A 26222-nucleotide genomic window follows, 5' to 3' on the forward strand; every position below is an offset into this window, starting at 1 on the left:
GCTTTCATCAAATTTAAAAAATACATTGTAATTTTGCTCTTTATTTGTCTTAATCTCAAAATTATTTTTATTTATATTATCTTTTAAATTGCTAATATCTTTAGTATTTAATTCTTTAGTTTTAACATTATCAGCCCAAGACATTGCTATATTTTTTACTTGCGAGATATCTATTTTCATAAGTTTTCCTTAATACTTTTACTAAAGTAATTTAGTAAAAGTATATTAATTTATATTTTAATATTTTGGTAATCTAGGTGGTTTCCAGCCTTCTTTTTGTGGCATTACTCTATCTCTTGCTGAAGAATTAAAAGCTGAACCCCAAGCACCTGACCAAGTAAGAAAGCTATAACCATTTGTATAACTATACCAAGAATACGCACTTACATTCGTCATAAAAGCTAAAATAGCTAAAACTGCTTTTTTTCATTGAAAATCTACTTTCATTAATGATTTGAATTATTATAATTTGATTTTAATTAATACTATTATTATTTTATTTAATATTTTGATATATTGTAACTTTTAGTAATAATTAATTAAAAATAAAAAATCAAACCTTAATATCAATTAATCTTGTATCGCTTAAATCTTTTTTAAATTCTTTCGTAAAATCTATAAAATCTCCTAGCTTATCACTACTTATTAAATCTTTTAATTTATCTTCACTTATTTTTAATTCATTACTTATGTTTTGGATATTAAATTTTTGTAATATTTCTTTTTCGTTATTATCTAAAGATTGTGATTTTTTAAGTTTTGCAATTATATTATTAAGTTTAATTTGTTCTTTTAATCTCTTAAGCTCTTCTTCTGCTATATTAAATTTAATTTTTTTATGTGGAATACTCATAAAAGAGTGATTTTCATCATCATATACAATCCCAAACTCATTTATATAATCTTTATCTTCCACATTCCAATATTCACCCGCTGTAACTTTGCCATCTAAGTCTTTGTCCATATCAATTATAATATCTAATGCCTCACTTAAATCAGACTTACCTTCAATACTATGAGCTATTCTATTTGAATCATAAGTTTCATCTATATTTGTTGCCTTTAGGAAATATTCTTTATTTTTATCTTGTAATAATTCATAATTTACATTAACTAAGTCAAACAAATTCCAAGCTTCTAAAGCCGTAATTTCTCCATCATTATCTTTATCGGCTGCAAGATAATTTCTTGTATATGCCGTATCAGCAAACCAACCCACTACATAAGACGCTGCGTCTTTATCTAAAATAATTCCTTTATTAGTATCAATAAAATTATCTTCATTAAAAAATTCTTTTAATCTATTAATATTATTTTCACTAAGCTTTACCCCGATATTATCTTTATCAAGTCTAAAAAATACATTGTAATCTTGCTCTTTATTTGTCTTAAAGCTAAAAGAATTTGAATTAATACTTGCATTTAATTTATTTATATCAAGAGTGTTTAATTCTTTAATTTTTATATCACTTTTCCTAGCAATAGCAGTATTTTTTACTTGCGAGATATCTATTTTCATAAAGTTCCTTAATGTTTATTACCCTAAACTAGCCCATTTTATTACAAAGAATTTAAATTAGAAATTAAGCTTTTATATCAAGTAATTTTGTTTCACTAAGAGTTATTGCAAAATTTCCACTAAAATTTACAAAATCATCTAATTTATTTTCACTTGCTAGGCTTTCTACTTTATCAGGACTTATATTTAGTTTATCACTTATAATCTGTTTTAATTTAAATTCACTCTCATAAGGTGCAGGGTCAATTCCTAGTTGAATTAATACATCTTTATCACTTTGGTCTAACTTATCAACTCCAAGCTTTTTAATCTTGGCTATTACTTCAGTTAATTTTTCTTCAGCTTTTTCGGCAAGCTGCCTAGAATGCTTAGTAAGTCCATTTATCAAATCATCAAGGCTAATTGCAGGAGCACTAGAGCCACTTTCGCTCATAAAATCTTCAAAATATCCCTTTTCACCTACATCCATAAACTCACCAAATGTAATAATACCATCAAGATTTTTATCATCTTTTATAGCATCATTGATAGAATTTGAAATATCTGAATAATAACCATCATTTTTTGGTAAAAAATCACTTTTCTTATAAGTTTTTGTAATAGAATTTGAAACTATATATTTTTCTTTGGTTTTTTCATCGCTTATAAGAACTGCATCTTCATCAAATCCACTTAATGTATTCCTTGCTTCTTTGTGAGTTAATTCTCCGTTATTGTCAATATCTGATTCAAGAAATTTTTGTTTATATGCAATATCACTAAACCATCCAGCGACATAAGAAGCTGCATCTTTATCTAAAATAATTCCTTTATTAGTTTTAATGAAATTATCTTCATCAAAAAAATCTTTTAATTTTTCAATACTAGCTTCATTTAATTTCACTCCAATGTTTTCATTACCAAATTTAAAATAAGTATTATAATCTTGTGCTCTATTTGTTTTAACGCTAAAAGAATTGCTCTTTATACTAGCATTTATACTTGCTAGTTCTTGTGTGCTTAACTCTTTTTTAGCAATATTATCTTGCCACATAATTGGAGTGTTAGAAGTATTGTTAATATAGTGTTTCATAAATAATCCTTAATGTTTATTACTTTAATTAAATATTTAAAAACATAACGGCAATAAAGTCTGCCGTTAAATCAATAATTCATACACATATACTTGCGATATTTATAGCTATAACCACAATTAATTGGTCTTTAATATCTCTTAGAATACTTACAAAAAAGCTATCTTAAAATACCAAAACTTATGATACGAACTAGTATTTTTGTGAAATTAAATATATTAAAATTGATTTGAATTATTATAATTTGATTTTATTTAATACTATTACTATTTTATTTAATATCTTGATAAATTGTAACTTTTAGTAACATTAAATTAAAAAAATATTTTAAACCTTAATATTAATTAATTTTATATTATTTAATTCTTCTAAAAAGTCTTTAGTAAAATCTATAAAATCATCTAATTTATTATTTTTAACCAATTCATTTATTTTATCTTCACCTATTATATTTATTAGATTAATTTCTATATTTAAAGAATTTAAGATTTTTTTCTCATCTTCACTAAGCTTACTATAATCATCGTTATTTATTTTTATAAGAGCATTGGCTAAATCGCTTTGTCTTTTAATATCTTCTTGAGTTGCTTTAGCAATACTTTGTTGCAATTTATTTTTATCAATATTATTCATAATTATTTCTACTACATAATTAATCCCAGCTACTCCGTTTTTCTCTAGACCTGTTATTGCTAAATCATAATTTTTATCATCTTGAATATAATAATTCATCATATTACTAATACTTGTATAGTTTTGCAATTCTCCTAAAAGCTCCAGACAATCTATATCAGTTTTACTAATATTAGTAAAAACATTGCTATTTGGAAATTGAAGTTTTATATCTAACATTTCAGTTTTATTTAAAACACCATTTTTATTAATATCTGCATTTAAATAGTTTTGCTTAAAAGCAACATAATTAAACCAAGAACCAACATAAGAAGCAGCGTCTTTTTGCAAAATCAATTTATCATCAAAATATTTAAAATTATCTTCATTAAAAAATTCTTGTAATTTTTCACGATTTTTATTGCTTAAATCAAATCCTATTGTTTTTTGATTAAAAGAAAAATAAGTATTGTAAAAATCATTTTTATTAGTTTTATACTCGGTATTATATATGCTTTTTACATCAGTAGCCTTTACTTGCTCTGCTTGATTAAAAACAACTTGGTTTAAAGCTCTAATATCTTTACACACAACATTCAAAATAGGCTTAGTAATATTAGTATTTGATAATCTCATCTAAACAACCTATAAATATATTCAAATAAATTAATATTATTTATAAAATAATTTTTGCATTATAACTCAAGCTTTATAAAATTATTAATATTATTTTATGATTTATAATTATATTGTTTCGTTTAGTAATAAAAAATATTTAATATTAATCCATAGCAATGCTAAAAATATTTTAGAATATATCTTATAGCTATATTAAATTGATTGTTAATATTAAAATCAGCACCGAAAATTCTTTCATAACCTAGATTTAATCTCAAATCGTTATTTAGCTTATAATCTTAACTAATATTAAAATAAAATTGATTGTTTTTTTGCTTTATAAATTCTACCGCTATAAAAAGGCTTTTTAATAATAATTTTTAAAAAGCCTTTTGAAATTCAAATCTCTTTGCCTAATTTAAAGCCAAGTTCTTCTAAGCATTTGCTAAGATAATCTTTATCATCGCAATCAATGACAATTGTTTTTAAATCATCACTAAAAGTAATATTATTAAACTCATCTTCTAAATTATCTTTAATTTTTTTAACACAATGAGAGCAATTTACATTAAATATTTCATATTTTTTCACGAACTTGCTCCTTTTAATTGTTTTCCGTATTTAGGGAATTTAAGTTTTTTAATAGCTGTGCTTTCTATTTGTCTTACACGCTCACGAGTGATTTTTAACTCACTTCCTATCTCTTCAAGAGTTCTATCACTCTCATCATCAGTTAGTCCAAAACGAAGTTTAATAACGGTTTTTTCCCTTTCATTAAGTTGCTCTAAAACTCCATTTATTTGCTCTTTTAAATCTTCTTTTAAAATATGCTCAAGCGGACTAATACTGCTTCTATCTTCTACACTATCACCAAATCTTCCATCATCATCACTTCCAACAGGTGCGTCAAGACTTACAGGTTCTTTTGCTATTTTCATAACTTGCTTAACCTTATCTTCACTCATACCTATTTCTTTAGCAATTTCATCAATTGTAGGCTCTTTTCCACATTCTTGAACACGCTTTTTACTAAATTTATTAATTTTATTAATCGTATCAATCATATGGATTGGAATTCTAATTGTCCTTGCTTGATCAGCTACCGCACGGCTAATTGCTTGTCTAATCCACCAAGTAGCATAAGTTGAGAATTTATATCCACGCTTATATTCAAACTTATCAACCGCTTTCATAAGACCGATATTTCCTTCTTGAATAAGGTCAAGAAATGCTAAACCACGATTAGTATAGCGTTTAGCAATACTTACAACTAATCTTAAGTTTGACCTAGCCATCTTACCTTTTGCAGTATCGCTAATATTTTTACCACGCTTGATTTGCTCTAAAATCTCTTTTAATCTTTCTTTATCCATATCAAAGCAATTTTCACTAGCTTCTTTTGTCTGGAATAGTTTTTTAATCTCCATATAAGTGCTAACCATAGTATTTTCTAAAGCTAATTCTGTGATTTCTTCTTTACTTAAATTGGTAATATTATCTAAGATTTTTTTATGTCTTTCTTTTAATTCATCACTAAACATAGGCAAACGATATTCTAAGCGTTTTAATTCTTTATCAAAATCTACATCACTTTTTAAAACCGTTTCCATAGATTTTACGATTTCATTAATTAGTTTAGAAGTTGGCCCTAAAGCTAATAATTTTTCTTTTAAAATATTCTTTTTGAAAGCAATATTTATATGATTTTGCAATTCATCTTTGCTAAGTTGCTCTTTATGTGAGCTTTTTAACCATTCTTTTTTTGCCTTTTCTAAAGCTTTAAAGCTTTCAATTACTTTAATTGCTCTTTTATCTTCTTTTAAAGATTTTACAGGCTTTCTTTCTTCATCGCTATCATCTAATTCATCTTCTTCTAAATCTTCTTCATTTTCATCTTCATCATTATCAAAATTCTTAAACAATTCTTTCACACGACGCTCGCGATTAATTAAAGCATCTTTATAGTCTAATATAAAATCAATTAGATAAGGAACGCTACAAAAAGCGTCAATTATAATATCTTCGCCAAGTTCAATTCTTTTGCTTATTTCAACTTCTTCTTCTTTGCTAAGCAAATCAATCTGCCCCATCTCTCTTAAATACATTCTAACAGGGCTTTCACTTCTACTAATTTCACTTAAATCATAATCTTTGCTTAAATCGCCTTCTAATTCATTTTCTCTTAATAATTCTCTTTGTTTTGCTCTTTCTTTTGCTTCTTTTAGATTTCTCATTTTAGCAATTTCTGCCGAGCTTAGAAGATTTACATTATATTCTTTTACTAAATTCTTAATAGTCTTTATATTTGCTGCTGTTGGAGCTTTTTTAAATAACTTAACTATCATCTCATAAGTTAAATAATCATCTGTATTGTCCTTAAACAAAACCTCTAATTCTTTATCTAAATCTGCCATTTTTGCTCCTTTTTGAAAAAACTTACATTATACAAAAGATTAATAAATTAAGCATTATTAAAAACTATTCTAGCCAATTAATTAGGCTTTTATTTTTTGATTTTAAGTATTCATTACACTTTAAAAAATGTTGATTGTTAAAAAATTTACCCCTTGCAAGTGGGCTTGGATGAGCCGAGCTTAATATTAAATGCCTTTTAGTATCAATATATTTTGCATAATTATTTGCAAAACTCCCCCACAACATAAAGACTAAATTATCATAATCATTACTAATCCTTTGTATACCATAAAGAAAAAAATCTTCCCATAAATGCTTGTGAGAATTAGGTTTGCTCTTTTGCACGCTTAAACTTGCATTTAATAATGCCACGCCTTGTCTTGCTAAATAGCTCAAATCACTTTGTAAAAATACAGCTTCATTTGGATAATCATTTAAGATTTCTTTAAAAATATTTCTTAAACTAGGTGGAATTTTAATACTAGATGAAAACGCTAAACCATCAGCACTTCCATCGTGATATGGGTCTTGTCCTATAATCACTACTTTTGGAATTTCACATAATTTAAAGGCTTTAAATAAATCCTTTTTTTGTGGATAAATTATATTATTTTCATATTCGTAATCTAAAGCCTTTAAAAGCTCTTTACCCTTAGCAGTAGCTAAATAATCATCTACTATATTTAGCACAAAAGCTCCTTCTATGTAATAAACTTAAGCCGTGAATTTTAATAGCTTCTATGTGAGTTTTGGTTCCATAGCCTTTATGAGATTTAAAATCATATAAATTATCATCTAAATTAGCCATAAAATTATCCCTACTAACCTTAGCTAAAATACTAGCAGCCATAACGCAAGGCTCTATCTCATCAGCATTTATTAGAGTTTTTATACCCATTCCATAATCAGTATTACCATCAAATAATAATTCATCTTTTTCAAAATGTTCTATAATTTCTCCTAAAGCTTTTTGATAAGCCGCTCTAATTCCATTTAAATCTATATATTCATTATCAACAAAAACTACTAAATAATCAGAGTTTTGCTTAATTATCTCATACAAATTCTCACGCCTTTTTGCACTTAGTTTTTTACTATCATTTAATTCGTTTATATTTATTTTTAGCTTACAAGCTGCAAGCACTAATGGACCCGCAAACGCTCCACGCCCAGCTTCATCAATCCCAATCATTTAATTCCTTTGAAATTAGCCAAGTATTTAAAGTAAGTCCTATAAATCTAATTTCATCATTAACGAAATTAAATTGCTCGTTTAATGATAAAACTAAGATATTTTTAAGCCCTAATTCTTTGGCTTTTTTGCTTAATTTTTTGCTTTTTAGTTTTATAAAATCTTTATTAGTAAAAGCTTCGCATAGTATTCCTAAACTAGCCGAACTAATAATAAAATTTATATCATCATCATAAAAAATCTCATCATAAACCATCAAAAGTTCATTAGCTATTAAATTCTCATAAGTTTTAGAAAAATCCTTTTTAAAACTAAGTGAGTTTTTCATTGAAAAATCATAAAAATAAGGCTTTTTTAGATTTTTTTTAATATGCTTTACCCAATGCAATAAAAATCTATCTTCTAAAGAATAAACGCATTTAAAAAAATCATTTTTTGCTATTTTTTTATGTTTTAAAAACTCACTAAAAAGACTTAAAATACTTGTTTGAACGCCTATTTTTAAAGCTAATTCTTTAAGAGTGATTATTTCGTTTTCGCTTAAATGTTGTTTTAAAATAGCTTGAGTATTTAAAGCAGCGTTAAGTGGGTCTAAATCCACATTGGCAGGATTTTGCCCTAATAATAAATAATTTGATAAATGCTCACTAGGGCTATAATTTTTCTTTGAAAATGAAATAAATTCTTCATAATCTAAAAAATTAAGCCTTATTTTAATAAAGTCTTTATAAGAATAATTTTTATTAGAGCTTAATATATAACAACGCTCTAAATTTCCTAATTCAAATTCTAAAAAAGGCTCATTTATTATTAAATTTTTGATTTTATTTTTTTCTATGAAGCTTTTAAAATCAGCATTTATAAATCTTAAATCACTCATATTAATATAAGTAAATTCATCTAAATTATAAAATGCTAAAGATTTTTTACCACTAGAAATTGCCCCATAAATTAGGGCAAATCGTGGTAAGGTATCTAGTTTTCTTGGTTTTAAACCATCTTTGTTTATTTTAAATTGTAAAAAACTATCTAGGCTCATAGCTTAGGACTAGCGTCTAAAAACTCATTAGCCTTATCGCCGTATCTTTTGAAATTCTCTATAAACATTTTTGCTAATTTATCTCTTGTAGCTATGAAATCAGCTTCATTTTCCCAAGTTTTAATAGGATTTAATAATCTTTCATCAACCCCATCTAAACTCTTTGGCACTGCTAAATTAAATACATCATAATTGTAATATTCACAATTTTGAATAGAGCCGTCTAAAATAGCGTTAATGCAAGACCTAGTTGCTTTTATACTCATTCTTTTACCAACGCCATAACTTCCACCGCTCCAACCGGTATTTACTAAATATACATTTACATTGTGTTTTTTAATCTTTTCGCCCAATAATTTCGCATAAACACTAGGACTAAGCGGCATAAATGGTTCGCCAAAACAAGCAGAAAATGTAGCAACAGGCTCTTTTATACCACGCTCAGTTCCTGCAACTTTTGCAGTATATCCACTTAAAAAATAATACATTGCTTGAGTGTTGTTTAGTTTTGATACAGGAGGTAAAACACCAAAAGCATCAGCACATAAGAAAATTATATTAGATGGATGACCTGCTTTTAAGCTTGGTTCGTGATTTTCAATATGCTCTATTGGATAGCTTACACGAGTGTTTTCTGTCTTACTAGCATCACAAAAATCAACTTCTTTAGTGCAAGTTATAACTACATTTTCAAGTAAAGCATTTCTCTTAATCGCTGCGTAAATTTCAGGCTCACTATTTGGGTCAAGATTAATACATTTTGCATAACAACCACCTTCGTAGTTAAACACACCATTATCATCCCAACCATGCTCATCATCACCTATTAAAGCACGATTTGCGTCTGTGCTAAGAGTAGTTTTACCTGTGCCACTAAGACCAAAGAATAAGCAAACATCTCCATCTTTACCAACATTCGCACTACAATGCATACTCATCTTACCTTGTAAAGGCAGCCAGTAATTCATCATAGAAAACACACCTTTTTTCATCTCGCCACCATACCAAGTGCCAAGAATTAATCCTATGTTATTTTCTATATCAAATCCTACGAATACATCGCTATTTAAATCTTGATATTTATACATTTCATTTTTTAATTTGCACGCATTTATGATTACAAAATCAGGTTTGAAGTCTTTAAGTTCTTCATCACTTGGGCGAATAAACATATTTTTAACAAAATGCGCTTGCCACGCAATTTCTGTTATAAATCTTATTTTTTTTCTACTATCAAGGCTAGCTCCACAAAATACATCCATAACATAAAGCTTTTTGCCATTTAAATATTCTTTTGCTCTTCTTAAATTATCATCAAAAATATCTTTAGTGCAAGCCCTATTTACATTGCCCCACGCTATATTTTCACTTGATGGATGAGAATTTACAAAATACTTATCCTTAGGGCTTCTACCCGTAAAAATACCTGTATCAACTGCAAATGTGTCATTTTGACAAACTTCACCTTCACGGCACTCTAACTCGTGAGCTCTTAACTCATCATAACTTAAATTGTAAAAAATCTTCTCCGGCTTTATGCCTAAATCTTCTAACATTTTTAACTCCTGTAAATAAAAATTGCCTAATTCTACTTTAAAAAACTTCCTAAGGGGTAAAAATTATTAATTAATATCAAAATTATTATAATTGGTGTTACAAATCTTAAAAAAATAAAATAAAACTTAGTTAAATTTTTGCCAAATATAGGTAAAAAGATTTTAAAGAATGAATATCTTTTCATTAAAAATCCAGCATAAATACTAGAAAACAACACTCCTAAAGGAAGCATTATATTACTTGTGAAAAAATCTAAAGCATCAAAAGTATTAAAGCTAAGCTTATTAGCCATTCCAAGAAGAGCTAAAATACCTATTATATAAACAAAAATTCCAATAATAATCAAAGCTTTTTTTCTACTCATTTTATTTTCAAGATAAAAAGTAAATGGTTCAATCATAGAAACAGCACTCGTAATTCCTGCAAAAAATAAAGCTATAAAAAAGCTAAATGATAAAATCTCACCTAAAAAACCAAATTTTGAAAATAAAGTAGCAAGGCTAACAAATACAAGTCCTGCTCCACTCTCATTAGGATTTGCTCCGAATTTAAATACAAAAGTAAAAACAATAAGTCCCATCATAAGACCTATTAAAAGATTTATAAACACTACAAATAAACTTGATTTTAAAATATTAGTTTTTTCATCTAAACTAGCAGCATAAGTGCTAATACAACCTATTCCAAGACATAAAGTAAAAAGACTAAGTCCTAAAGCATCAAGTAAAGAATTAAGCCCTAATTTAGAAAAGTCAGGTCTAAATAAAAACTCACACGCATCTAAAAATCCATCTTGAGTAAAGCTAAAACCTAACATTAATAAAAGTATTACAAATAATGCAGGCATTAAAATCACATTTAATTTCTCAATCCCATTAATTATCCCACGACTAACTATATAAATAGTCATAAAAAAGCAAACGCTAAAGCAAATTATACTAATAAATAAATTCTCGCCTATTGCATTATTAAAAAGCGCTCCTGCTTCATCTAAGGTATTAGGTAAAGAAAAACTTAAAAATATATAGTGAAATACTAAAGATAAAACCACTAAATAAAACGATAATACAAGTATTCCAGTGAGCATAAAAACTCCACCCATTTTGCATAATTTTGGCTTAAATCTAGCAAGGGTAAAATAACTTGTAGCTAAATCACTTTTAGTAATTTTTCCTAATGCAATTTCTGCTAAAAATAAAGATAAACCTAAGGTTAAACATAAGAATAAATAAAGTAAAACAAAGGCAGAACCACCATTAGTTCCAACCATTGTAGGAAATTTCCACGCATTTCCAAGTCCAACAGCACCACCCGCAAGGGCTAAAACAAAACCTACTTTAGAAAAAGTGCTCCTAGCTGAGCCAAAGTAAACTCCTCATAATAATCTCCTTTTTAAAAAATAAGCCAAAATAATAACCTAAAAGATAGCAAAATGCAAGGAAATTAAAAATTATTTGTATATTTTTAATAAAAATATTAATTTTAATGATATTTTAGGGTTAATTGCCTAAATCAATAAGATAAAAGCTTTAAATAATTTCAAAACTAAGCAAAATAGAATAAGCCGTAAATGTCAATAAACCTACTAAAATCAATACAAATATGATAATTTTGAAAATATTCAAAACAAATTCCTTAGAATATAAATAATTTATTAAATTTTTAAATTGATAATGATTATAATACCCCCCCCCATTAACAAAAGTAAATAAATTAAAAATTTTTTGAAATATTTTTATATTGGAATTTAATTTAAAATAAGAACTTCAGGTTCTAAAAGTATATTAAATTGCTTCAAAACCTCATCTTGTGCTAGATTTATCAAATACAATGCGTCTTCAAAACTAGCTTTATTAAAATTTATTAAGAAATTTGCGTGCATTTCGCTAATCTTTGCACCGCCTTTTACCTTGCCTTTAAGCCCTGCTTTATCAATCAATGCTCCTGCACTAAAGCCTTGTGGGTTTTTAAAAATACTACCAAAACTAGCACCTTTTGGCTGATTTTCTCGCATTTTGCTAAATTGCTCTACTAATTCAAGGCTAAAACCTTTGTTTAATCTAAGCCTAATAGCATAAATTGTGCCTTTTATATCACTATTTCTATAAGTAAAATTTGGCTTAATCCATTCATTATCAACATTTACTTCTAAAATATAATTTTTGATTTCAAATTCTTTCATTCCTGCATTCATTTTAGTAATGCCGCCCATTTGTCCTGGTAGGTGTGATAAGAATTCTAAACCTGTTAGATTGTTTTTCTTACAATAATTAAATAATTTATATGAGCTAGTTCTAGCCCCTATTTCTAAATAATCATTATATTCTTTAATATATTCGTATTTTTTGCCTAAAATTGCAAGATTTTTAGGCTGATTGATTAGCAAATTACTAGCATTTCCAATGACTAAATAATCGTGTTTAATCATCTCATCAATTACTTTTACTTCACAATTTGCGCCGATTTTTACGCTTGAGTATTTTGAAAAATCAATTATCATAATCGCCTTGAATGCTTAGCAATTCAAAATAATCTTTTTGCAATTGTGCATTGGTTTTATTAAGCTCGTATATTTGATTTTTTAGCTTTTCTATCCTTGTATCTAGCATCATAGTTGTCTCTATTGATGATTTAGAAAACAATATCGCAAAAAGCCCAAAAAATAAAATAAATACATAAAGGGCAATTTCTAAAATGCCCTTTGTAAAAATCTTTAAATTAGACTTTTTATAATTATGATTGTCTAATAATTCTTGCATTAAAATCCTGCTTCAATTTCAAGCAATCTATTATATTTAGCTGTTCTTTCTCCCCTTGCAGGAGCACCTGTTTTAATATACTTGCAAACTAATGAAAAATCAGCTATGAAATTATCTTCGCTCTCCCCACTTCTATGGCTCATTATAGTATTATAGCCATTTGCGTGAGCTAGTTTAATAGCATCTATTGTTTGAGAGATTGAGCCGATTTGATTAGGCTTGATTAAAATCGCATTTGCCATACCTTCATCAATGCCTTTTTGTAATAATTTAACATTAGTTACAAATAAATCATCTCCTACTAATTGTGTTCTTGAGCCGATTTTTTTAGTCAAATTAACCCAGCCTTCATAATCTTGCTCTGCAAGTGCGTCTTCTATGCTTAAAATAGGATATTTTAATAATTTTTCATACTCATTAATCATCTCATCGCTACTTAGCTTTTTGCCTTCATAATCATATTTTCCATCACTATAAAGCTCACTTGCTGCAACATCTAATGCTAGATTGATTTTGCCACTAAAACCTGCTTTATTAATAGCTTCTAGTAATAATTCAATAGCTTCTTCATTGCTTCTTAAATTAGGTGCAAATCCACCTTCATCTCCTAATGCTGTGCTTAAGCCTTTTTTCTTTAAAATATCTTTTAAAGTATGATAAGTAATTGCACTTGAGAATAATTTTTCTTTAAAAGTATCAAAACCCGTTGGAAGCAACATAAACTCTTGAATATCTATATTATTATCAGCATGAGCTCCACCATTTAATACATTTAGCATAGGTGTAGGAAGTGCGTTAAACTCTCCACATAAATATCTATATAATGGTAAATTACTAGCATTTGCTCCTGCTTTTGCAACTGCCATTGAAATTCCTAAAACTGCATTAGCACCTAAGCTAGAATAATTACTCGTGCCATCAACTGCTAATAAATGCTCATCAATTTCTCTTTGATTAAATACGCATTTGCCTATAAGTCCAGCTGCAACATGCTTAGCATTATTTACTGCTTTACTTACGCTTTTACCGAAGAAATAGCTCCCACCATCTCTTAATTCTAAAGCTTCATTAATCCCTGTGCTAGCACCACTTGGAACTATTGCTTCACCACTTATACCATTTTCTAAAACTACTTTAACCTTAACGCTAGGATTACCCCTACTATCTAGCACTTCAAGTGCATCAATCTTCGCTATTTTCACCAACTTCTCCTTCTAATGTAATATCATCGCCTATACTAGCTTTAATTTTTTCTGCAATTTCATTTGCTATTTCTTTGTTTTCTTTTAAGAAAATTTTAGCATTTTCTCTACCTTGACCTAGTTTATTACCACCATAGCTAAGCCAAGCACCACTTTTATCTACAATATCAAGCTTAATACCATAATCAATCAATTCGCCTTCGTAGCTAATGCCTTCTCCATACATAATATCAAATTCTGCTGTTTTAAATGGAGGTGCAACTTTATTTTTAACTATTTTTGCTTTTGTTCTATTTCCAATAGGCTCTTCGCCTTGTTTTAATGTAGCGGTTTTTCTAATATCAATTCTTACACTTGCATAGAACTTAAGTGCATTTCCACCCGTTGTTGTCTCTGGACTTCCATAACCTGTTTGACCTATTTTCATACGAATTTGATTTATGAAAATTACCATTGAGTTCATCTTGCTAACTACTGAAGTAAGCTTTCTTAAAGCTTGGCTCATAAGTCTTGCTTGAAGACCTACATGAGTATCTCCCATCTCTCCATCAATTTCAGCCTTAGGAGTAAGTGCAGCAACACTATCTACTACTATAAGCTCTACCGCTCCACTACTTGCTAAGCGTTCTACAATCTCTAATGCTTCTTCTCCGCAACTTGGTTGAGATACTAAAACATCATCAATATTTACGCCTAAATTCTTAGCATACACAGGGTCAAGTGCGTGTTCAGCGTCAATAAAAGCACAAGTATAACCCATCTTTTGAGCTTGAGCTACGATTTGAAGTGTTAGCGTTGTCTTACCACTACTTTCTGGCCCATAAATCTCTACTATTCTTCCTTTAGGAACTCCACCAATTCCAAGTGCAATATCTAGCCCAAGTGAGCCTGTAGAAATTGGCTCAGCCTTTACAATAGGCTTATCTCCAAATCTAACAATAGCACCTTCTCCACAAGCTTTATTAATGCCTTTTAATGCAGCTTCAAGGGCTTTTGCCTTATCTTCAATTACTGCTGTTTCTTTTGCTTTTGCCATACCTTTCCTTTTTTTAATTTCTTAATTTGATTTTTAACCTAAGATTATAAATAAATAAGAATATTGCAATAAACATAGCTATTAAAAATGCGTCTCTTGGATGATGAAGATTGAAAATATGTTCTAATAATTCATCTATTAATGGACTAGAAAATTGTCCGCTAAATGTCGCAATACTAGCTAATGCCATATTTGTAGCTAGGTTTTGTTTTTTACTTCTAGTGCTAATTTGTGAAAACAAAAATGGTAAGCTAAAGCCAACTGCAAGACCATTTAAAATAGCTGCAATTATTCCTATAATTAACATTAAATTAATTCCTGCGATTTCTATATGTTCGCTAAATCTTATAGCAAAAAGTAAAAAGGCTAAAATATAAATAAATGCTCCTAAGATTTTGATTTTTGTTCTAATTTTTTTGACAACTTTATGTAAATTCATAGAAGCAATTGCACCAAACAAGCCATTAAATCCCATAATTACACCAATAAAACTTGCACTAATGATTTGCTCTTTTTGATAAATTATTGAAAAATTATTCGTAAAATTAAAAAACAAAACTTGGACTAAAAATAAATTAATATAAATTCCACTAAGATTTTTTATATTTCTTAAATCTAATTTCTTTTTCTTCTCCGCTATTTTTATATTAGGTAAAAAAATCATATTTAAAACAAATAAAACCAAAGCAAAAAGATATATTAAAAAGCTATATTGCCAAGAAATTGACGCTAAAAAGCCAGAAAAACTAACGGTAATAACTGCTCCTAGTTGATTACACATTGCACTAAGTCCCATTAGTTTTCCTTGCTCTTCTTTTTTAAATAAAAAGCCAAGTAAAGAAACACTTAATGGCATTAAAAAGCCAGTGCCTAAGCCTAAAATCGCTCTAAACACCAAAACCTGAATTATGTCATCTAAGAAAAATGGAGCAACTCCACCTATTATAAATAAAGTAAAGCCTATAAAAGCAAGTTGCTTAACGCTTAAATAATTTGCTAATTTTGCAAAAATTAAGCTTGAAAAGATAATAAAAAGTGAAGGTAAAGTAATAATTAATTTAATAAGTAATTCACTATCATTTGAAAAATGCTTAGCAATAAGTCCTAAAGCAGGTGCAACGGCAGCTCCACCTGTAACGGTTGCTAAGGAAATACTTAAAATTGAGATTTTTAGCATATTCATTGAAGTTTCCTTAAGATTTATATAAAAAAACTATAATGAAAAAAATCAAATTAAAGGCAAATAATGAGAATTACACTACTTAATTACACCCCACTAAATATCTGTTCTCACGCTATGAGAACTTGTTGGCAAAGCTTTGATAAAGGCGATAACGGAGGAGAAAAAGACTGCGAACTAATAAATCGTATCGGAAATATTTATAAGCACTCTAGCACGCTTGAACATTTAAATTATAATTTTTATATTCAAGGCATTTCAAGAGCTTGTTTGCAAGAATTAGCAAGACACCGCCACGCAAGTTTATCAGTAAAAAGCACTAGATATACTCTAAAAGAACTAAGAAATGAAAGTGAGTTTAAGGAATTTGATTTTGCTAATGCACAAAAATATATTGTGCTAACTGGAAATCGCTTGGTTGATAATGCTAGTATTTGTGCTTTAGAAAAACTAAGAATTATTTTAAATACCGAAGGAATGACACAAGATATTGCTAAATATGCCTTGCCAGAATGCTATAAAACCGAGCTTACTTGGAGTATAAATGCAAGAGCTTTACAAAATTTCTTAACTCTTAGAACTAGTAAAGCCGCACTTAAAGAGATTAGAGAACTTGCATTTAATATCTATGAAGCTTTACCTAAAGATCATAAATTCATTTTTAAAGGTTGCTTAAATGAAGCAAATTAGCCTAGCTCATAGCCCTGATGCTGATGATATTTTTATGTATGCGGCAATTCGCTATGGTTGGATAAGTTCGGAGTTTAATTATACTAGCGTTGCTGATGATATAGAAACGCTAAATAAAGCAAGTTTAAATAATATTTATGATGTTTGTGCAATTTCTTTTGCTGTGTATCCTAAAATTCAAAGCGAATATGCCTTGCTAAGATGTGCTACTAGTTTTGGCAATGGCTATGGTCCAAAACTAATCACTCTAAAAGATAAGGTTTTAAAACCTAATTTTAAAGTGGCTTTAAGTGGGGAAAATACCACAAATGCTTTAATTTTTAAACTAGCATATCCTAATGCAAGAATTACTTATATGAACTTTTTAGATATAGAAAAAGCTGTTTTAGATGGTAGTGTAGATGCTGGGGTGTTAATACATGAGAGTATTCTTAATTTTAGTGATAAATTAAGAGTTGAGCGTGAGATTTGGGATATTTGGGCGGAGTTTTGCAAGGCTGAATGTGGCGAAGTGCTTACCTTACCACTTGGTGGAATGGCAATACGCCGCTCTTTAATGCTAAGTGATGCAATTAAAATTGAAAATGAACTAACTCGTGCAGTAAAAGTCGCTACTCAAAATAAAGCTTTATTAAGTCGTATATTGCTTGGCAAAAACGAAGTGAGAGTAAATGAAGATGAGCTTAATAAATATCTAAGTCTTTATGCAAACGATGATAGTATTAGCCTAAAAGATGAGCAAATAAAATCACTTGAAGTATTGTTTAAATTAGGTGAGCGAGTTGGCTTTAGTCCTTGTGATGTAAGGCTTAATCTAATTCCAAGCGAATACGAAAGCTTAAGAAATTCATGAAAAATCTTTTAATAATAGTAGATTTTCAAAATGATTTTGTAACAGGCTCTTTAGGGTTTTTAAAGGCACAGAATTTAGAAAATATCATCTTAGAAAAATATGAAAAATATCTTAAAAATAATGATGAGATAATCTTTACTATTGATACACATAATGATGATTATTTAGATACTATAGAAGGGCAAAATCTACCTATTAAACATTGTATTAAAGGCACAAATGGGATAGAAATTTATGGAAAATTAAATGAGTTTTCTAAAAACCATTTATGCTTTTATAAAAATACTTTTGGCTCAATTGAACTTGGAAATTATCTAAGCAATAAAAATTATAAAAATATTGAAATAGTTGGACTTGTAAGCAATATTTGCGTCTTATCAAATGCAGTGATTGCAAAATCTGCACTTCCTAATGCAAATATTTTTATAGATAAAAACGCAACCGCTAGTTATGATGAAGACTTGCACCAAAAAGCTTTAGATATTTTAAAAAGTCTTCATATAAATATTATTTAAAAAATACTTAATTCAAATTCTAAAATTGAATTTGAATTAAATCATATTAATTTATGCTAATTTATCTAGCGTTTTATTCTTTAGCAAATCTTTTACTATATCAGCACTATCGTGAGTAAAATCACCTAAAAACTCATCACTTTTTGCCATTTTCTCATCTATATAAGTCTTATCAACATTTAAAAAATTAGCGTAATGCTCGTTAGCTTTATCACTAGCTTTGTTAAATTTCTCTAAAAGTTGAGGATTTTGCAATGAATTTGGGTCAATGTTTAAGATTTCAAGTTTATCTAAATCAGCCTTACTAAGTGCTTTTACTCCGTTTGTATTAATTGTATTTTTAATCCTTGTTAGGCTTGATAGTGCGTTTGCGATTTCTTGCTTTTTCTTTGCTTCTTCATCATCAACATTAGTACTTTTTATTTCATTTGATGCTAGATTTACATTTTGAGTGCTTGTATTTTGTGTGTTTAGGTTTTGTGGATTTTTATTAGCTGCAAATTCTTCGCTCTCACCTAAAGTTATCGTATCATCAAAATCACTATTTGATAATATTGTTTGATTTAATGCTTCATCAATATTTTTAGGCACAGAATCTAAAATCGTAGTATTATCAGCTAAAAAACGCTCAATTTTTTGATAGCTTTGATAATTTTGCGGATTTGTTCCATCTAAACTAAACTTAGCTACTACATTAAGCTCTAATAATTCATCTTTATTTAAAAAATCATTATTGTTTTTATTAGCAGCTACATATCCTCTAGCATAAGCAATATCACTAAACCAACCACTTATATATTTTTCTGCATTACCATTTAAAATAATACTGCCATCTTCACGCTTATAAAAGTCTTTGCTATCAAAATGGCTTTTTAATTTATCTAAACTCTCATCACTAATACTTGCAGAACTTATGCCATTTTTACTTTCAAAATATATTTTATTGCCACTATTATTGCCTGTTTTTATATCATCAATTTTATTATTTTTGATATTTTCATCAATTTGTTTTAATTCGCTTTCGCTCTTTACTCCACCAAAACTCTCGCCCATTTTATGATAAGTATTATTATAAATATTAGATAAATTAACTTGCATTAAATCTCCTTTTTAAATAATTAATTTTCGTTTAATTTTATTTAATGATACTTAAAAATTTTTGAAAATTATTACAATAATTACTTATATATTTATATTAAATTTCATTCTTTAAACAAAATGAAAATTCTTTAGCAAAAAAGTTTATATTGATATTTCCTTTTTCACAAGGAGTGATTATCTTGCAATTTTGATAACAAGGCAAAATCCCATAAAATTCTAATACTTTAAAATTATCATTACGAACACTAATTTCATTAATGCCTTGTGATTTTAGCTCTTTTGCTAATTCTTTATTTAAATGATAATTTTTAGCAAAATGCTCGTTTTCATCAACAAATCTATATAAAAATGGATTAAATATCACAAATAAAAAGCTAATCACTAAAGAAATTAATACAAAAAATAATATCACATTATGTTTTGCTCTAAATTGTGGTAAATGCACTTTAAAAGAAGTTAAAAAATTAGCAATTATTAAAGGTATAGCAGGTAGTAAAAATGGTAAAAACTCGGCAATTTCTGGCTTTTGTCTAAATGATAATAATAAGCATATTATAAAAGCACTCGCACTTATACAATATAGCAAGTCCTTTTTACCCTTAAAACTAATATAATAAATCGTATAGAAAAAATACAAAAATAAAGGTGGAGAAAACACAGCCGACATAATAGCAAGTGAGTCTAAAAAATACCCCCTAGGTCTGCCTGAAAAATCATATCCATACATTATAAAAGTAGCAAACATTAGTAAAATTGATAAAATTAATAACTTTGATAATCTATTAAAATAAGCATAAAAAATACAAGCAATATATAATGAAATCATAGCTTTATCAAGATAAATACAAGCAATCAATACTCCATAAAATATATAAAATTGCCTTTTTATAGCAAGATATACAAGAAGTAATGAAGTAAATATAATAATTCCTGCAGGATTAATTAGTAATGCTGAAGCAAGGCTTCCTGGAGTAAGATTAAAGATAATATTAGATATATAGGCGTTATTTTTAAGGTATTTAATTGATATTTTATATAGCAAAATATTGCTTAAAATATGCAAGATTATATAAGCAAATCTTATATTTTCATTGCCAAAAACACTTAAGGCAAAATTAGCAAAAAGCCCATTAAAACTATTTGAGCTAAGCTCGTTTAATTCATAAGGGCTAATACTTAAAAAGCTGTTTTGCCACAATAAAACGCATAAATCAATTAATAAAATAACGCCTAATTTATAATTCATCTAATTCCTATTTTAAATTCTCAAGCTCAAGCATTAAATTAAGCCACAATTTAACACCATTTTCTAAGGCATTTTTATTTAAACTCATTTCAGGATGATGAAGTCCAGGAGCACAATCAACTCCTAAGCCCATAAATGCTGATGGAATGCCTAGTTTAATAGGATAGAAGAAAAAGTCTTCCCCACCAGGTGTAAATTGCTCTTTGATTAAATTCTCTTCTCCTAAAGTATTGCTTATAACTTTTTCGCAAATCTTAGCTAAATCTTTGTTAATTACAGCTGCAGGAATATTGATTAAGTATTCAAAACTCACCTTAGCATCATAAGCATTTGCTATATTTGTTATGATTTTTTCAAGTTTTTCTTTCATCTCTTGCATACTATCATTATATTGAGCTCTTAAATCAAATACCAAAATAGCTTCGCTAGGAATTGAATTAGTAACCCCACTATCACATATAAATCTAGTTGCTTTTATACTACTTGGTTTATTTGGGTCTATATAAATTTTTCTAGCAGCATCAATAATACTAACACCTACATCAATTGCGTTAATTCCTAAATGTGGTCTTGCTCCGTGAGCTGCTTTGCCTTTAATAATAATTTTTATAGCTGAACTTGCTGCATAATACATTGAAGCTATTGCTTTAGGACTTGGGCATTCTTGAATTGGGCGAATATGCATTCCAAAAATAGAGCTTAAACCTTCACAAGCTCCTAATTCTATCATCTTTAAAGCTCCACTGCCTAATTCTTCAGCAGGTTGGAATATAAATCTTATTTTGTTATTTTTAATGATATTTTGCTCTTTTGCCCTTAAAGCTGCACTAAGTAGCATAGACATATGTGCATCATGCCCACAAGTATGCCTTGCACAAGCTTTATCATCAATTATATGACCTAAAGCATCAATATCAGCCCTAAGTCCAATTACCTTGCTACCACTTCCTAACTCCGTATAAAAACCAGTATCTCCTATATTAGTTATGCTAAAACCTGCATTTTTAAGAGTAGTTTTTAAATACTCACTCGTTTTAAATTCTTTAAATCCAAGCTCTGGAATTTCGTGTAAATACTCATAATGTTTGATAACTTCCATATTAACTCCTTTAAAAAATATAAATACTAATAACTATTTCTTATTGTTTTCTTAAAAAATATTGTAGAATAAAAACTTTATTTTATTTAAAAGGAGTAGTATGCAAAAAGCTACAGAATTTGAAGTAGGAAAAGTAAAACCTAGTGCTTATCTTGCTTTAATATTTTTAATCTTATTTTTTTCAGGACTTTTAGCAGGACACGATATGCTAAAGGCTTTTGATTTTTCTACTTTAACAGGTGGTTTTGGTAAAATCCCAAAAATCTTAGATGAAGCTAATATAAAAGCTACGACCTTCATAGGAGATGGTGGAAGTGGTGCTAGGGCTGGATTTTTATTTGCATTTAGCTTAATTCCTGCTGTAATGCTTGCACTTGGAGTAATTGAAGTAATGGAGCATTATGGAGCTATTAAGGCTGCTCAAAAATTATTAAATCCTATTTTAAAACCTATTTTAGGAGTTCCTGGATTATGTGGGCTTATATTAATTACTGACTTACAAAGCACAGATGCAGGTGCTGCTATGAGTAAAGAAGCAAGGGATAAAAATTATATAAACGATAAAGATTTAGTAGTAATTTGCGCTTGGCAATATAGTGGAGCTGGTATGATTAATAACTTTTTTGCAATAGGTTCAGCATTATTAGGGCATTTAGTATGCTTACCAATAATTCCACTTGTATTAATGCTAATTATGAAATTCGTAGGAGCTATTTTTGTAAGAATAGTTTTAAATACATTTTATAAAAAGGATTTTGAATGAATAATGAGAGCAAAAACCCATTAGATATTTTTATAGTAGGTGCTAAAAAAGGTTTTAATATTGCTTTATATAATCTAATTCCTAATGTTTTAATGGCTTATGTAATAGCTGAAATGTTAAAAATCTTAGGAGTTATGAAATTCTTAGGAGATTATTGTGGCGTTATTATGAATATTTTTGGCTTACCAGGAGAAGCAATTACTATACTTTTATCAGCGTGGCTTAGCACTTCGGCTGGAGTTGGAATTGCTGTTAATTTATATGCAAATGGGGTTATTGATAATATTGGAGTTAGCATAGTTTTACCTGCTATATTTTTAATGGGAGCTCAACTTCAGTATTTAGGAAGATTATTAGCTGTTGCAGGAGTTGCTAAAAAATACTGGATACTGCTAATAATAACAAGTATTTTAAATGCTTTTATTTGTATGTTTATGATGAAAATTGTTGTTAGTTTATAAAAGAGTTCAGGATTGCTCCTGAACTTAAGAATTATTTTAAAGTTACAATATAAGCAGCTAATGCTTTCATATCATCTTCGCTAAGATTTTTAACTTGTAATTCCATAGTTTTCTTAGCTTTTCCACCAAATGTTCCTGCTTTATAACCTTGTAAAGCTTCTAAAATTGTTTTTTCATCTAAAGTATTGATGATAATTTCTGCACCTGGAGCTTTTTTCTCAGCTGCTTTACCATGACAGGCAATACATTTTTTAAATAATGTAGCTCCATCGTTAGCCATTGCTGCAGTGCTTAATAAAGATAATGCTGCTAAACTTAATAATACTTTTTTCATAATTTTCTCCTTTTTTAAAAAATGAGTGAAATTGTATTTATTTTTGATAAACAAACCAAAATTAATTTAGTATTTAGAATTTATTTAAATTAATAATTATTTTCATATTATTTTTCTTACTTATTTTTTGTAATATTTTAAATATTTTTTAATTAGGATAACTTATGCAAGATTTACCTTTGGTGTATGTTTTAGAAGATGATTTAAGCATTAATAACTTAATAAAATATGCTTTAGAAAGCAGTGATTTTAAAGTCATTAGTTTAATTAATGCAAAAGAGCTTTTTAGCGAATTAAACAATCAAATTCCACATATTTTAGTGCTTGATATTATGCTACCTTGCGAAGATGGTTTTAGTATCCTAAAAAAAATAAAATCTAATGAAAAAACAAAAGCTATTGAAGTAATTTTACTAAGTGCGTTAAATCAAGAAAACGATAAAGTAAAAGGTCTTGATTTAGGAGCAAGTGATTATATTACTAAGCCTTTTTCTATTTTAGAATTCCTAGCAAGAATTAGAAATATTTTAAGAAGAATTGATTGTAATAATGAAATCATTTTTAAAGATTTAAAAATTAATCTAAAAACTAGAATAGTAAGCATTAATGAAGAAGAAATAAGCCTTACTTTAAAAGAATTTGAATTACTTACAAAACTCATTAAAAACCAAAATATTTGCCTTAAAAAAGAAGATTTATTAAAAGAGATTTGGGGAGCAAATATTTCAAGTAGGACTTTAGATATACACATAAATACTTTAAGAAATAAATTAAAAGATTATGCAAAATACATAATAACAATTCGTGGAGTAGGATATAAAATAGCTTATGAGAACTAGGATATTTTTTGCTATATTTTTTGTTTCATTTTTTGTTTTGATACTATTACAAGCAGCGATTTTTAGCGTTTTTGATAATATTTATTTTATAAATCTTGATTTTAAAATAGAAATTTTTAAAACAATATTTTTAGTATTTTTACTAATAACATTACTTAGCTTAACTCTTGCATATTTTATAAGTAAAAGCATAGTAAAACCATTATACGAACTTGACATAAACGAGCTTGATAAATCATTTCAATACAATGAATTAAAGACTTTTTTATCTCAAGTAAAAGAACATAATAAACAATTTAAAAAGATTAGAGCAGAATTTAGTGCAAATGTTACTCACGAGCTAAAAACTCCACTTACTTCAATAATGTTAAGCTCTGAAATGCTTAAAAATAATCTAGTCAAAAAAGAAGATGAAAAGCAATTCATAGATACAATTTACAATCAATCAAGTGCTTTACTTGAGATGATTGATGAGATTATTAAATTATCATTTTTAGATGAAGTTAATAATTTTGAGATGACAAATGTAAATATAAGCAATGTTTTAAGTCAAATTATTAAAGAATTAGATTTTAAAATCCGTGAAAAAAATATAAAAATACTTATGGATATAGATGAGTTTATATTTTTTTCCAATGAAAAACTAATAAAAACTATGCTTTATAATATAATTGATAATGCGATTAAATATAATATAGATAATGGCAAAATAATTATTAGTTTAAATATAAACAAAAAACACATAGTTTTATCCATAAAAGACACTGGTATAGGCATTAGCAAAGATATTCAAAATAGAATTTATGAGAGATTTTTTAGACAAGAAATAAGCAGAAACAAGCAAATAAAAGGCACAGGTTTAGGACTTTCAATAGTAAAAAAGATAGCTAGAATACATAAAATTAAAATAATGTTAAATTCCGAGCTAAATAAAGGGAGTGAATTTTTACTACTATTTAAAAATACAAAACACAAAGATTAAGTTTTAATTAATTCTTAATATCTATAATCTTTCATTTAAGCAATTACTTTTAAAGGAAAATCTATGAAATTAACTAACAAAATACCACTATTAGTAAGCATTCCATTAGTTATTTGTTTTATTCTATTAGGGTTGCTAAATTATAACAGTTCTAAAAATGACGCTGTAAATTATTCTAATTTAGGTAAACAAAAAACACTTGAAGCTACAATGCTCTATGTAGATTCATATTTCTCTGGTAAGATGAATTTTTTAACAAAATTTGCTAAAGCTATTGAAGAAGTTAATATTGATACAGATGAAGATATGATTTTAAGAAGACTAAATTTATTATATTCTCCATCAGGACTTAATGCTTTATATTTTGCTAAGGTTAAAGATGGCAAAACATTCTATAAGGGTAATGAAGAAGCAGCACATATAATTAAGGATTTTGATGCTAGGGAACGTAATTGGTTTAAAGAAGCTTTAGTTGATAAAGTTGTAAATTTAAGTGACGATATTTATTATGATGATAGATTAAAGACAGTTATAGCGACAATTTATGCTCCGGTTATGCAAAATGGAAAAATTATTGGAGTAATTGGCGGAGACTTAACTCTAAAACCATTAAAAGATAGTGTATTAAAACTAAAATACTCAGCTACAAATGCGATATTTGCATTTGATACACACAATCAATTTACTTTACATATAAATCCAAAGTATGAATTAAAACAAAATCCTGTTATAGACACAATTAAACAAGAATTGTCTAAAGCACAAGATTATAACGGGTTTAAAACTATTGAATACAATTTTGAAAACCATGATAAAAATGCAGTTTGTACAACTTATGATAAATTAAATTGGACAATTTGTAGCACTAATGAAAACAAAGATTTTGATGAAAATTTAAATAATTTATTAAAACAAAACCTAACAATGTTTATCATCTCATTGCTAATAATTTCAGCTATTTTATATTTATTAATCAAGCAATCTTTACGCCCACTTGAAATCATTCAAAAAGGTCTAAAAGAAGTATTCGCACTAATAAATCACGAAAGAAAAACAGCAAGCAAGATTGATTTAAATTCTAAAGATGAGTTCGGAGATATGGCTAAAGCTATTAATGAAAACATTGAAAGAACAATT

At 27.7% G+C, this 26222-nt stretch carries 28 protein-coding genes and 1 pseudogene; 8 read left to right on the top strand and 21 right to left on the bottom strand.

What is annotated here, in order from left to right; all coding sequences use genetic code 11:
* The 17 genes and pseudogenes from AVBRAN9334_RS08820 to AVBRAN9334_RS08900 form a co-directional block, all read right to left on the bottom strand.
* Nucleotides 1–180, bottom strand: a 180-nt coding sequence (locus tag AVBRAN9334_RS08820) for a hypothetical protein (protein ID WP_336606869.1), incomplete at its 3' end; no start/stop codon positions are given.
* Nucleotides 181–237: 57 nt separating this feature from the next.
* The gene (locus tag AVBRAN9334_RS08825) at nt 238–396 is read right to left on the bottom strand and encodes a hypothetical protein (RefSeq protein WP_336607601.1); all 159 of its coding nucleotides are present in this window, start codon (nt 394–396) and stop codon (nt 238–240) included.
* A 157-nt stretch (nt 397–553) separates the two neighbouring features.
* The gene (locus AVBRAN9334_RS08830) at nt 554–1519 is read right to left on the bottom strand and encodes a hypothetical protein (protein WP_336607602.1); all 966 of its coding nucleotides are present in this window, start codon (nt 1517–1519) and stop codon (nt 554–556) included.
* 64 nt (nt 1520–1583) lie between these two features.
* A complete protein-coding gene (locus AVBRAN9334_RS08835; protein WP_214120485.1) occupies nt 1584–2591 on the bottom strand; it encodes a hypothetical protein in 1008 nt (335 codons plus the stop codon).
* A gap of 328 nt (nt 2592–2919) precedes the next feature.
* Nucleotides 2920–3840, bottom strand: coding sequence for a hypothetical protein (locus AVBRAN9334_RS08840; protein WP_336607603.1), 921 nt, complete (start codon nt 3838–3840; stop codon nt 2920–2922).
* Nucleotides 3841–4221: 381 nt separating this feature from the next.
* Nucleotides 4222–4413, bottom strand: a complete 192-nt coding sequence (locus tag AVBRAN9334_RS08845) for a hypothetical protein (RefSeq protein ID WP_336607604.1) — start codon at nt 4411–4413, stop codon at nt 4222–4224.
* Nucleotides 4410–6236, bottom strand: coding sequence for an RNA polymerase sigma factor RpoD (gene rpoD, locus AVBRAN9334_RS08850; protein WP_214118593.1), 1827 nt, complete (start codon nt 6234–6236; stop codon nt 4410–4412). Before rpoD ends, AVBRAN9334_RS08845 begins: the two co-directional genes overlap by 4 nt.
* Nucleotides 6237–6300: 64 nt before the next feature.
* The gene (locus AVBRAN9334_RS08855) at nt 6301–6927 is read right to left on the bottom strand and encodes a uracil-DNA glycosylase (RefSeq protein WP_336607605.1); all 627 of its coding nucleotides are present in this window, start codon (nt 6925–6927) and stop codon (nt 6301–6303) included.
* Nucleotides 6908–7429 (bottom strand): ribonuclease HII, encoded by a 522-nt coding sequence (locus AVBRAN9334_RS08860; RefSeq protein WP_336607606.1) that lies wholly within the window; start codon nt 7427–7429, stop codon nt 6908–6910. The genes AVBRAN9334_RS08855 and AVBRAN9334_RS08860 overlap by 20 nt, the downstream gene beginning before the upstream one ends.
* Complete coding sequence (locus AVBRAN9334_RS08865; protein ID WP_214118599.1) at nt 7416–8468, bottom strand: hypothetical protein; 1053 nt, start codon at nt 8466–8468, stop codon at nt 7416–7418. The genes AVBRAN9334_RS08860 and AVBRAN9334_RS08865 overlap by 14 nt, the downstream gene beginning before the upstream one ends.
* Nucleotides 8465–10024, bottom strand: coding sequence for a phosphoenolpyruvate carboxykinase (ATP) (gene pckA, locus AVBRAN9334_RS08870; RefSeq protein ID WP_214118600.1), 1560 nt, complete (start codon nt 10022–10024; stop codon nt 8465–8467). The genes AVBRAN9334_RS08865 and pckA overlap by 4 nt, the downstream gene beginning before the upstream one ends.
* Before the next feature lie 32 nt (nt 10025–10056).
* Nucleotides 10057–11379 (bottom strand): annotated as a pseudogene (locus AVBRAN9334_RS08875) (sodium-dependent transporter); the annotation flags it as partial.
* Between the two features lie 393 nt (nt 11380–11772).
* Nucleotides 11773–12525, bottom strand: coding sequence for a UDP-N-acetylmuramate dehydrogenase (locus AVBRAN9334_RS08880; protein WP_214118603.1), 753 nt, complete (start codon nt 12523–12525; stop codon nt 11773–11775).
* Nucleotides 12515–12784 (bottom strand): hypothetical protein, encoded by a 270-nt coding sequence (locus AVBRAN9334_RS08885; protein WP_214120447.1) that lies wholly within the window; start codon nt 12782–12784, stop codon nt 12515–12517. The genes AVBRAN9334_RS08880 and AVBRAN9334_RS08885 overlap by 11 nt, the downstream gene beginning before the upstream one ends.
* Nucleotides 12784–13989, bottom strand: coding sequence for a phosphopyruvate hydratase (gene eno, locus AVBRAN9334_RS08890; RefSeq protein WP_214118607.1), 1206 nt, complete (start codon nt 13987–13989; stop codon nt 12784–12786). Before eno ends, AVBRAN9334_RS08885 begins: the two co-directional genes overlap by 1 nt.
* Nucleotides 13967–15022: a recombinase RecA gene (recA, locus tag AVBRAN9334_RS08895; protein ID WP_214118609.1), complete on the bottom strand. Its 1056-nt coding sequence runs from the start codon at nt 15020–15022 to the stop codon at nt 13967–13969. The genes eno and recA overlap by 23 nt, the downstream gene beginning before the upstream one ends.
* 13 nt (nt 15023–15035) lie before the next feature.
* The gene (locus tag AVBRAN9334_RS08900) at nt 15036–16205 is read right to left on the bottom strand and encodes an MFS transporter (protein ID WP_336607607.1); all 1170 of its coding nucleotides are present in this window, start codon (nt 16203–16205) and stop codon (nt 15036–15038) included.
* A gap of 63 nt (nt 16206–16268) precedes the next feature.
* Here AVBRAN9334_RS08900 and thyX point away from each other — a divergent pair, with 63 nt between their 5' ends.
* Genes thyX through AVBRAN9334_RS08915 form a run of 3 tightly spaced genes read left to right on the top strand, consistent with a single transcriptional unit; the run spans nt 16269 to nt 18260 of the window.
* Nucleotides 16269–16892: an FAD-dependent thymidylate synthase gene (gene thyX, locus AVBRAN9334_RS08905; protein ID WP_336607608.1), complete on the top strand. Its 624-nt coding sequence runs from the start codon at nt 16269–16271 to the stop codon at nt 16890–16892.
* Nucleotides 16879–17745 carry a menaquinone biosynthesis family protein gene (locus tag AVBRAN9334_RS08910; RefSeq protein WP_214118615.1) on the top strand — a complete coding sequence of 289 codons (867 nt, stop codon included), beginning with the start codon at nt 16879–16881 and terminating at the stop codon, nt 17743–17745. Before thyX ends, AVBRAN9334_RS08910 begins: the two co-directional genes overlap by 14 nt.
* Nucleotides 17742–18260, top strand: coding sequence for a cysteine hydrolase family protein (locus AVBRAN9334_RS08915; protein ID WP_214118617.1), 519 nt, complete (start codon nt 17742–17744; stop codon nt 18258–18260). Before AVBRAN9334_RS08910 ends, AVBRAN9334_RS08915 begins: the two co-directional genes overlap by 4 nt.
* Nucleotides 18261–18311: 51 nt before the next feature.
* On the opposite strand, the gene AVBRAN9334_RS08920 is transcribed toward AVBRAN9334_RS08915, so the two are convergent.
* From AVBRAN9334_RS08920 to AVBRAN9334_RS08930, 3 genes are all read right to left on the bottom strand, one after another.
* Nucleotides 18312–19358, bottom strand: coding sequence for a hypothetical protein (locus AVBRAN9334_RS08920; RefSeq protein ID WP_336607609.1), 1047 nt, complete (start codon nt 19356–19358; stop codon nt 18312–18314).
* Between the two features lie 97 nt (nt 19359–19455).
* The gene (locus tag AVBRAN9334_RS08925) at nt 19456–20607 is read right to left on the bottom strand and encodes a hypothetical protein (RefSeq protein WP_214150547.1); all 1152 of its coding nucleotides are present in this window, start codon (nt 20605–20607) and stop codon (nt 19456–19458) included.
* A 7-nt stretch (nt 20608–20614) separates the two neighbouring features.
* A complete protein-coding gene (locus tag AVBRAN9334_RS08930) occupies nt 20615–21706 on the bottom strand; it encodes an amidohydrolase (protein ID WP_336607610.1) in 1092 nt (363 codons plus the stop codon).
* Between the two features lie 100 nt (nt 21707–21806).
* On the opposite strand from AVBRAN9334_RS08930, the gene AVBRAN9334_RS08935 reads away from it, so the two are divergent.
* Both AVBRAN9334_RS08935 and AVBRAN9334_RS08940 read left to right on the top strand, forming a co-directional pair.
* Nucleotides 21807–22469: a hypothetical protein gene (locus AVBRAN9334_RS08935; RefSeq protein ID WP_239803031.1), complete on the top strand. Its 663-nt coding sequence runs from the start codon at nt 21807–21809 to the stop codon at nt 22467–22469.
* Nucleotides 22466–22930 (top strand): YjiG family protein, encoded by a 465-nt coding sequence (locus AVBRAN9334_RS08940; RefSeq protein WP_214118626.1) that lies wholly within the window; start codon nt 22466–22468, stop codon nt 22928–22930. The genes AVBRAN9334_RS08935 and AVBRAN9334_RS08940 overlap by 4 nt, the downstream gene beginning before the upstream one ends.
* A gap of 31 nt (nt 22931–22961) precedes the next feature.
* On the opposite strand, the gene AVBRAN9334_RS08945 is transcribed toward AVBRAN9334_RS08940, so the two are convergent.
* Entirely contained in the window at nt 22962–23264 is a 303-nt protein-coding gene (locus AVBRAN9334_RS08945) for a c-type cytochrome (RefSeq protein WP_214118628.1), read from the bottom strand.
* Between the two features lie 164 nt (nt 23265–23428).
* Between AVBRAN9334_RS08945 and AVBRAN9334_RS08950 the strand changes: the two genes are divergently transcribed.
* The 3 genes from AVBRAN9334_RS08950 to AVBRAN9334_RS08960 all read left to right on the top strand — a co-directional run.
* A complete protein-coding gene (locus AVBRAN9334_RS08950; RefSeq protein WP_336607611.1) occupies nt 23429–24103 on the top strand; it encodes a response regulator transcription factor in 675 nt (224 codons plus the stop codon).
* Nucleotides 24093–25085 carry a sensor histidine kinase gene (locus AVBRAN9334_RS08955; RefSeq protein WP_336607612.1) on the top strand — a complete coding sequence of 331 codons (993 nt, stop codon included), beginning with the start codon at nt 24093–24095 and terminating at the stop codon, nt 25083–25085. Before AVBRAN9334_RS08950 ends, AVBRAN9334_RS08955 begins: the two co-directional genes overlap by 11 nt.
* A gap of 63 nt (nt 25086–25148) precedes the next feature.
* Nucleotides 25149–26222 (top strand): HAMP domain-containing protein (locus tag AVBRAN9334_RS08960; protein ID WP_336607613.1); only part of this gene is annotated, 1074 nt, incomplete at its 3' end.

This window comes from Campylobacter sp. RM9334 (assembly GCF_020138145.1).
Lineage (GTDB): Bacteria > Campylobacterota > Campylobacteria > Campylobacterales > Campylobacteraceae > Campylobacter_E.

What these genes read in the sequence shown, in the direction of transcription:
- rpoD (WP_214118593.1), bottom strand. Translation starts at nt 6,236, where the DNA reads ATGGCAGATTTAGATAAAGAATTAGAGGTTTTGTTTAAGGACAATACA.
- AVBRAN9334_RS08945 (WP_214118628.1), bottom strand. Translation starts at nt 23,264, where the DNA reads ATGAAAAAAGTATTATTAAGTTTAGCAGCATTATCTTTATTAAGCACT.
- AVBRAN9334_RS08825 (WP_336607601.1), bottom strand. Translation starts at nt 396, where the DNA reads ATGACGAATGTAAGTGCGTATTCTTGGTATAGTTATACAAATGGTTAT.
- AVBRAN9334_RS08930 (WP_336607610.1), bottom strand. Translation starts at nt 21,706, where the DNA reads ATGGAAGTTATCAAACATTATGAGTATTTACACGAAATTCCAGAGCTT.
- AVBRAN9334_RS08860 (WP_336607606.1), bottom strand. Translation starts at nt 7,429, where the DNA reads ATGATTGGGATTGATGAAGCTGGGCGTGGAGCGTTTGCGGGTCCATTA.
- AVBRAN9334_RS08885 (WP_214120447.1), bottom strand. Translation starts at nt 12,784, where the DNA reads ATGCAAGAATTATTAGACAATCATAATTATAAAAAGTCTAATTTAAAG.
- AVBRAN9334_RS08835 (WP_214120485.1), bottom strand. Translation starts at nt 2,591, where the DNA reads ATGAAACACTATATTAACAATACTTCTAACACTCCAATTATGTGGCAA.
- AVBRAN9334_RS08840 (WP_336607603.1), bottom strand. Translation starts at nt 3,840, where the DNA reads ATGAGATTATCAAATACTAATATTACTAAGCCTATTTTGAATGTTGTG.
- AVBRAN9334_RS08940 (WP_214118626.1), top strand. Translation starts at nt 22,466, where the DNA reads ATGAATAATGAGAGCAAAAACCCATTAGATATTTTTATAGTAGGTGCT.
- AVBRAN9334_RS08910 (WP_214118615.1), top strand. Translation starts at nt 16,879, where the DNA reads ATGAAGCAAATTAGCCTAGCTCATAGCCCTGATGCTGATGATATTTTT.
- AVBRAN9334_RS08935 (WP_239803031.1), top strand. Translation starts at nt 21,807, where the DNA reads ATGCAAAAAGCTACAGAATTTGAAGTAGGAAAAGTAAAACCTAGTGCT.
- recA (WP_214118609.1), bottom strand. Translation starts at nt 15,022, where the DNA reads ATGGCAAAAGCAAAAGAAACAGCAGTAATTGAAGATAAGGCAAAAGCC.
- thyX (WP_336607608.1), top strand. Translation starts at nt 16,269, where the DNA reads ATGAGAATTACACTACTTAATTACACCCCACTAAATATCTGTTCTCAC.
- AVBRAN9334_RS08830 (WP_336607602.1), bottom strand. Translation starts at nt 1,519, where the DNA reads ATGAAAATAGATATCTCGCAAGTAAAAAATACTGCTATTGCTAGGAAA.
- AVBRAN9334_RS08900 (WP_336607607.1), bottom strand. Translation starts at nt 16,205, where the DNA reads ATGAATATGCTAAAAATCTCAATTTTAAGTATTTCCTTAGCAACCGTT.
- AVBRAN9334_RS08915 (WP_214118617.1), top strand. Translation starts at nt 17,742, where the DNA reads ATGAAAAATCTTTTAATAATAGTAGATTTTCAAAATGATTTTGTAACA.
- AVBRAN9334_RS08955 (WP_336607612.1), top strand. Translation starts at nt 24,093, where the DNA reads ATGAGAACTAGGATATTTTTTGCTATATTTTTTGTTTCATTTTTTGTT.
- AVBRAN9334_RS08950 (WP_336607611.1), top strand. Translation starts at nt 23,429, where the DNA reads ATGCAAGATTTACCTTTGGTGTATGTTTTAGAAGATGATTTAAGCATT.
- AVBRAN9334_RS08920 (WP_336607609.1), bottom strand. Translation starts at nt 19,358, where the DNA reads ATGCAAGTTAATTTATCTAATATTTATAATAATACTTATCATAAAATG.
- pckA (WP_214118600.1), bottom strand. Translation starts at nt 10,024, where the DNA reads ATGTTAGAAGATTTAGGCATAAAGCCGGAGAAGATTTTTTACAATTTA.
- AVBRAN9334_RS08865 (WP_214118599.1), bottom strand. Translation starts at nt 8,468, where the DNA reads ATGAGCCTAGATAGTTTTTTACAATTTAAAATAAACAAAGATGGTTTA.
- AVBRAN9334_RS08880 (WP_214118603.1), bottom strand. Translation starts at nt 12,525, where the DNA reads ATGATAATTGATTTTTCAAAATACTCAAGCGTAAAAATCGGCGCAAAT.
- AVBRAN9334_RS08925 (WP_214150547.1), bottom strand. Translation starts at nt 20,607, where the DNA reads ATGAATTATAAATTAGGCGTTATTTTATTAATTGATTTATGCGTTTTA.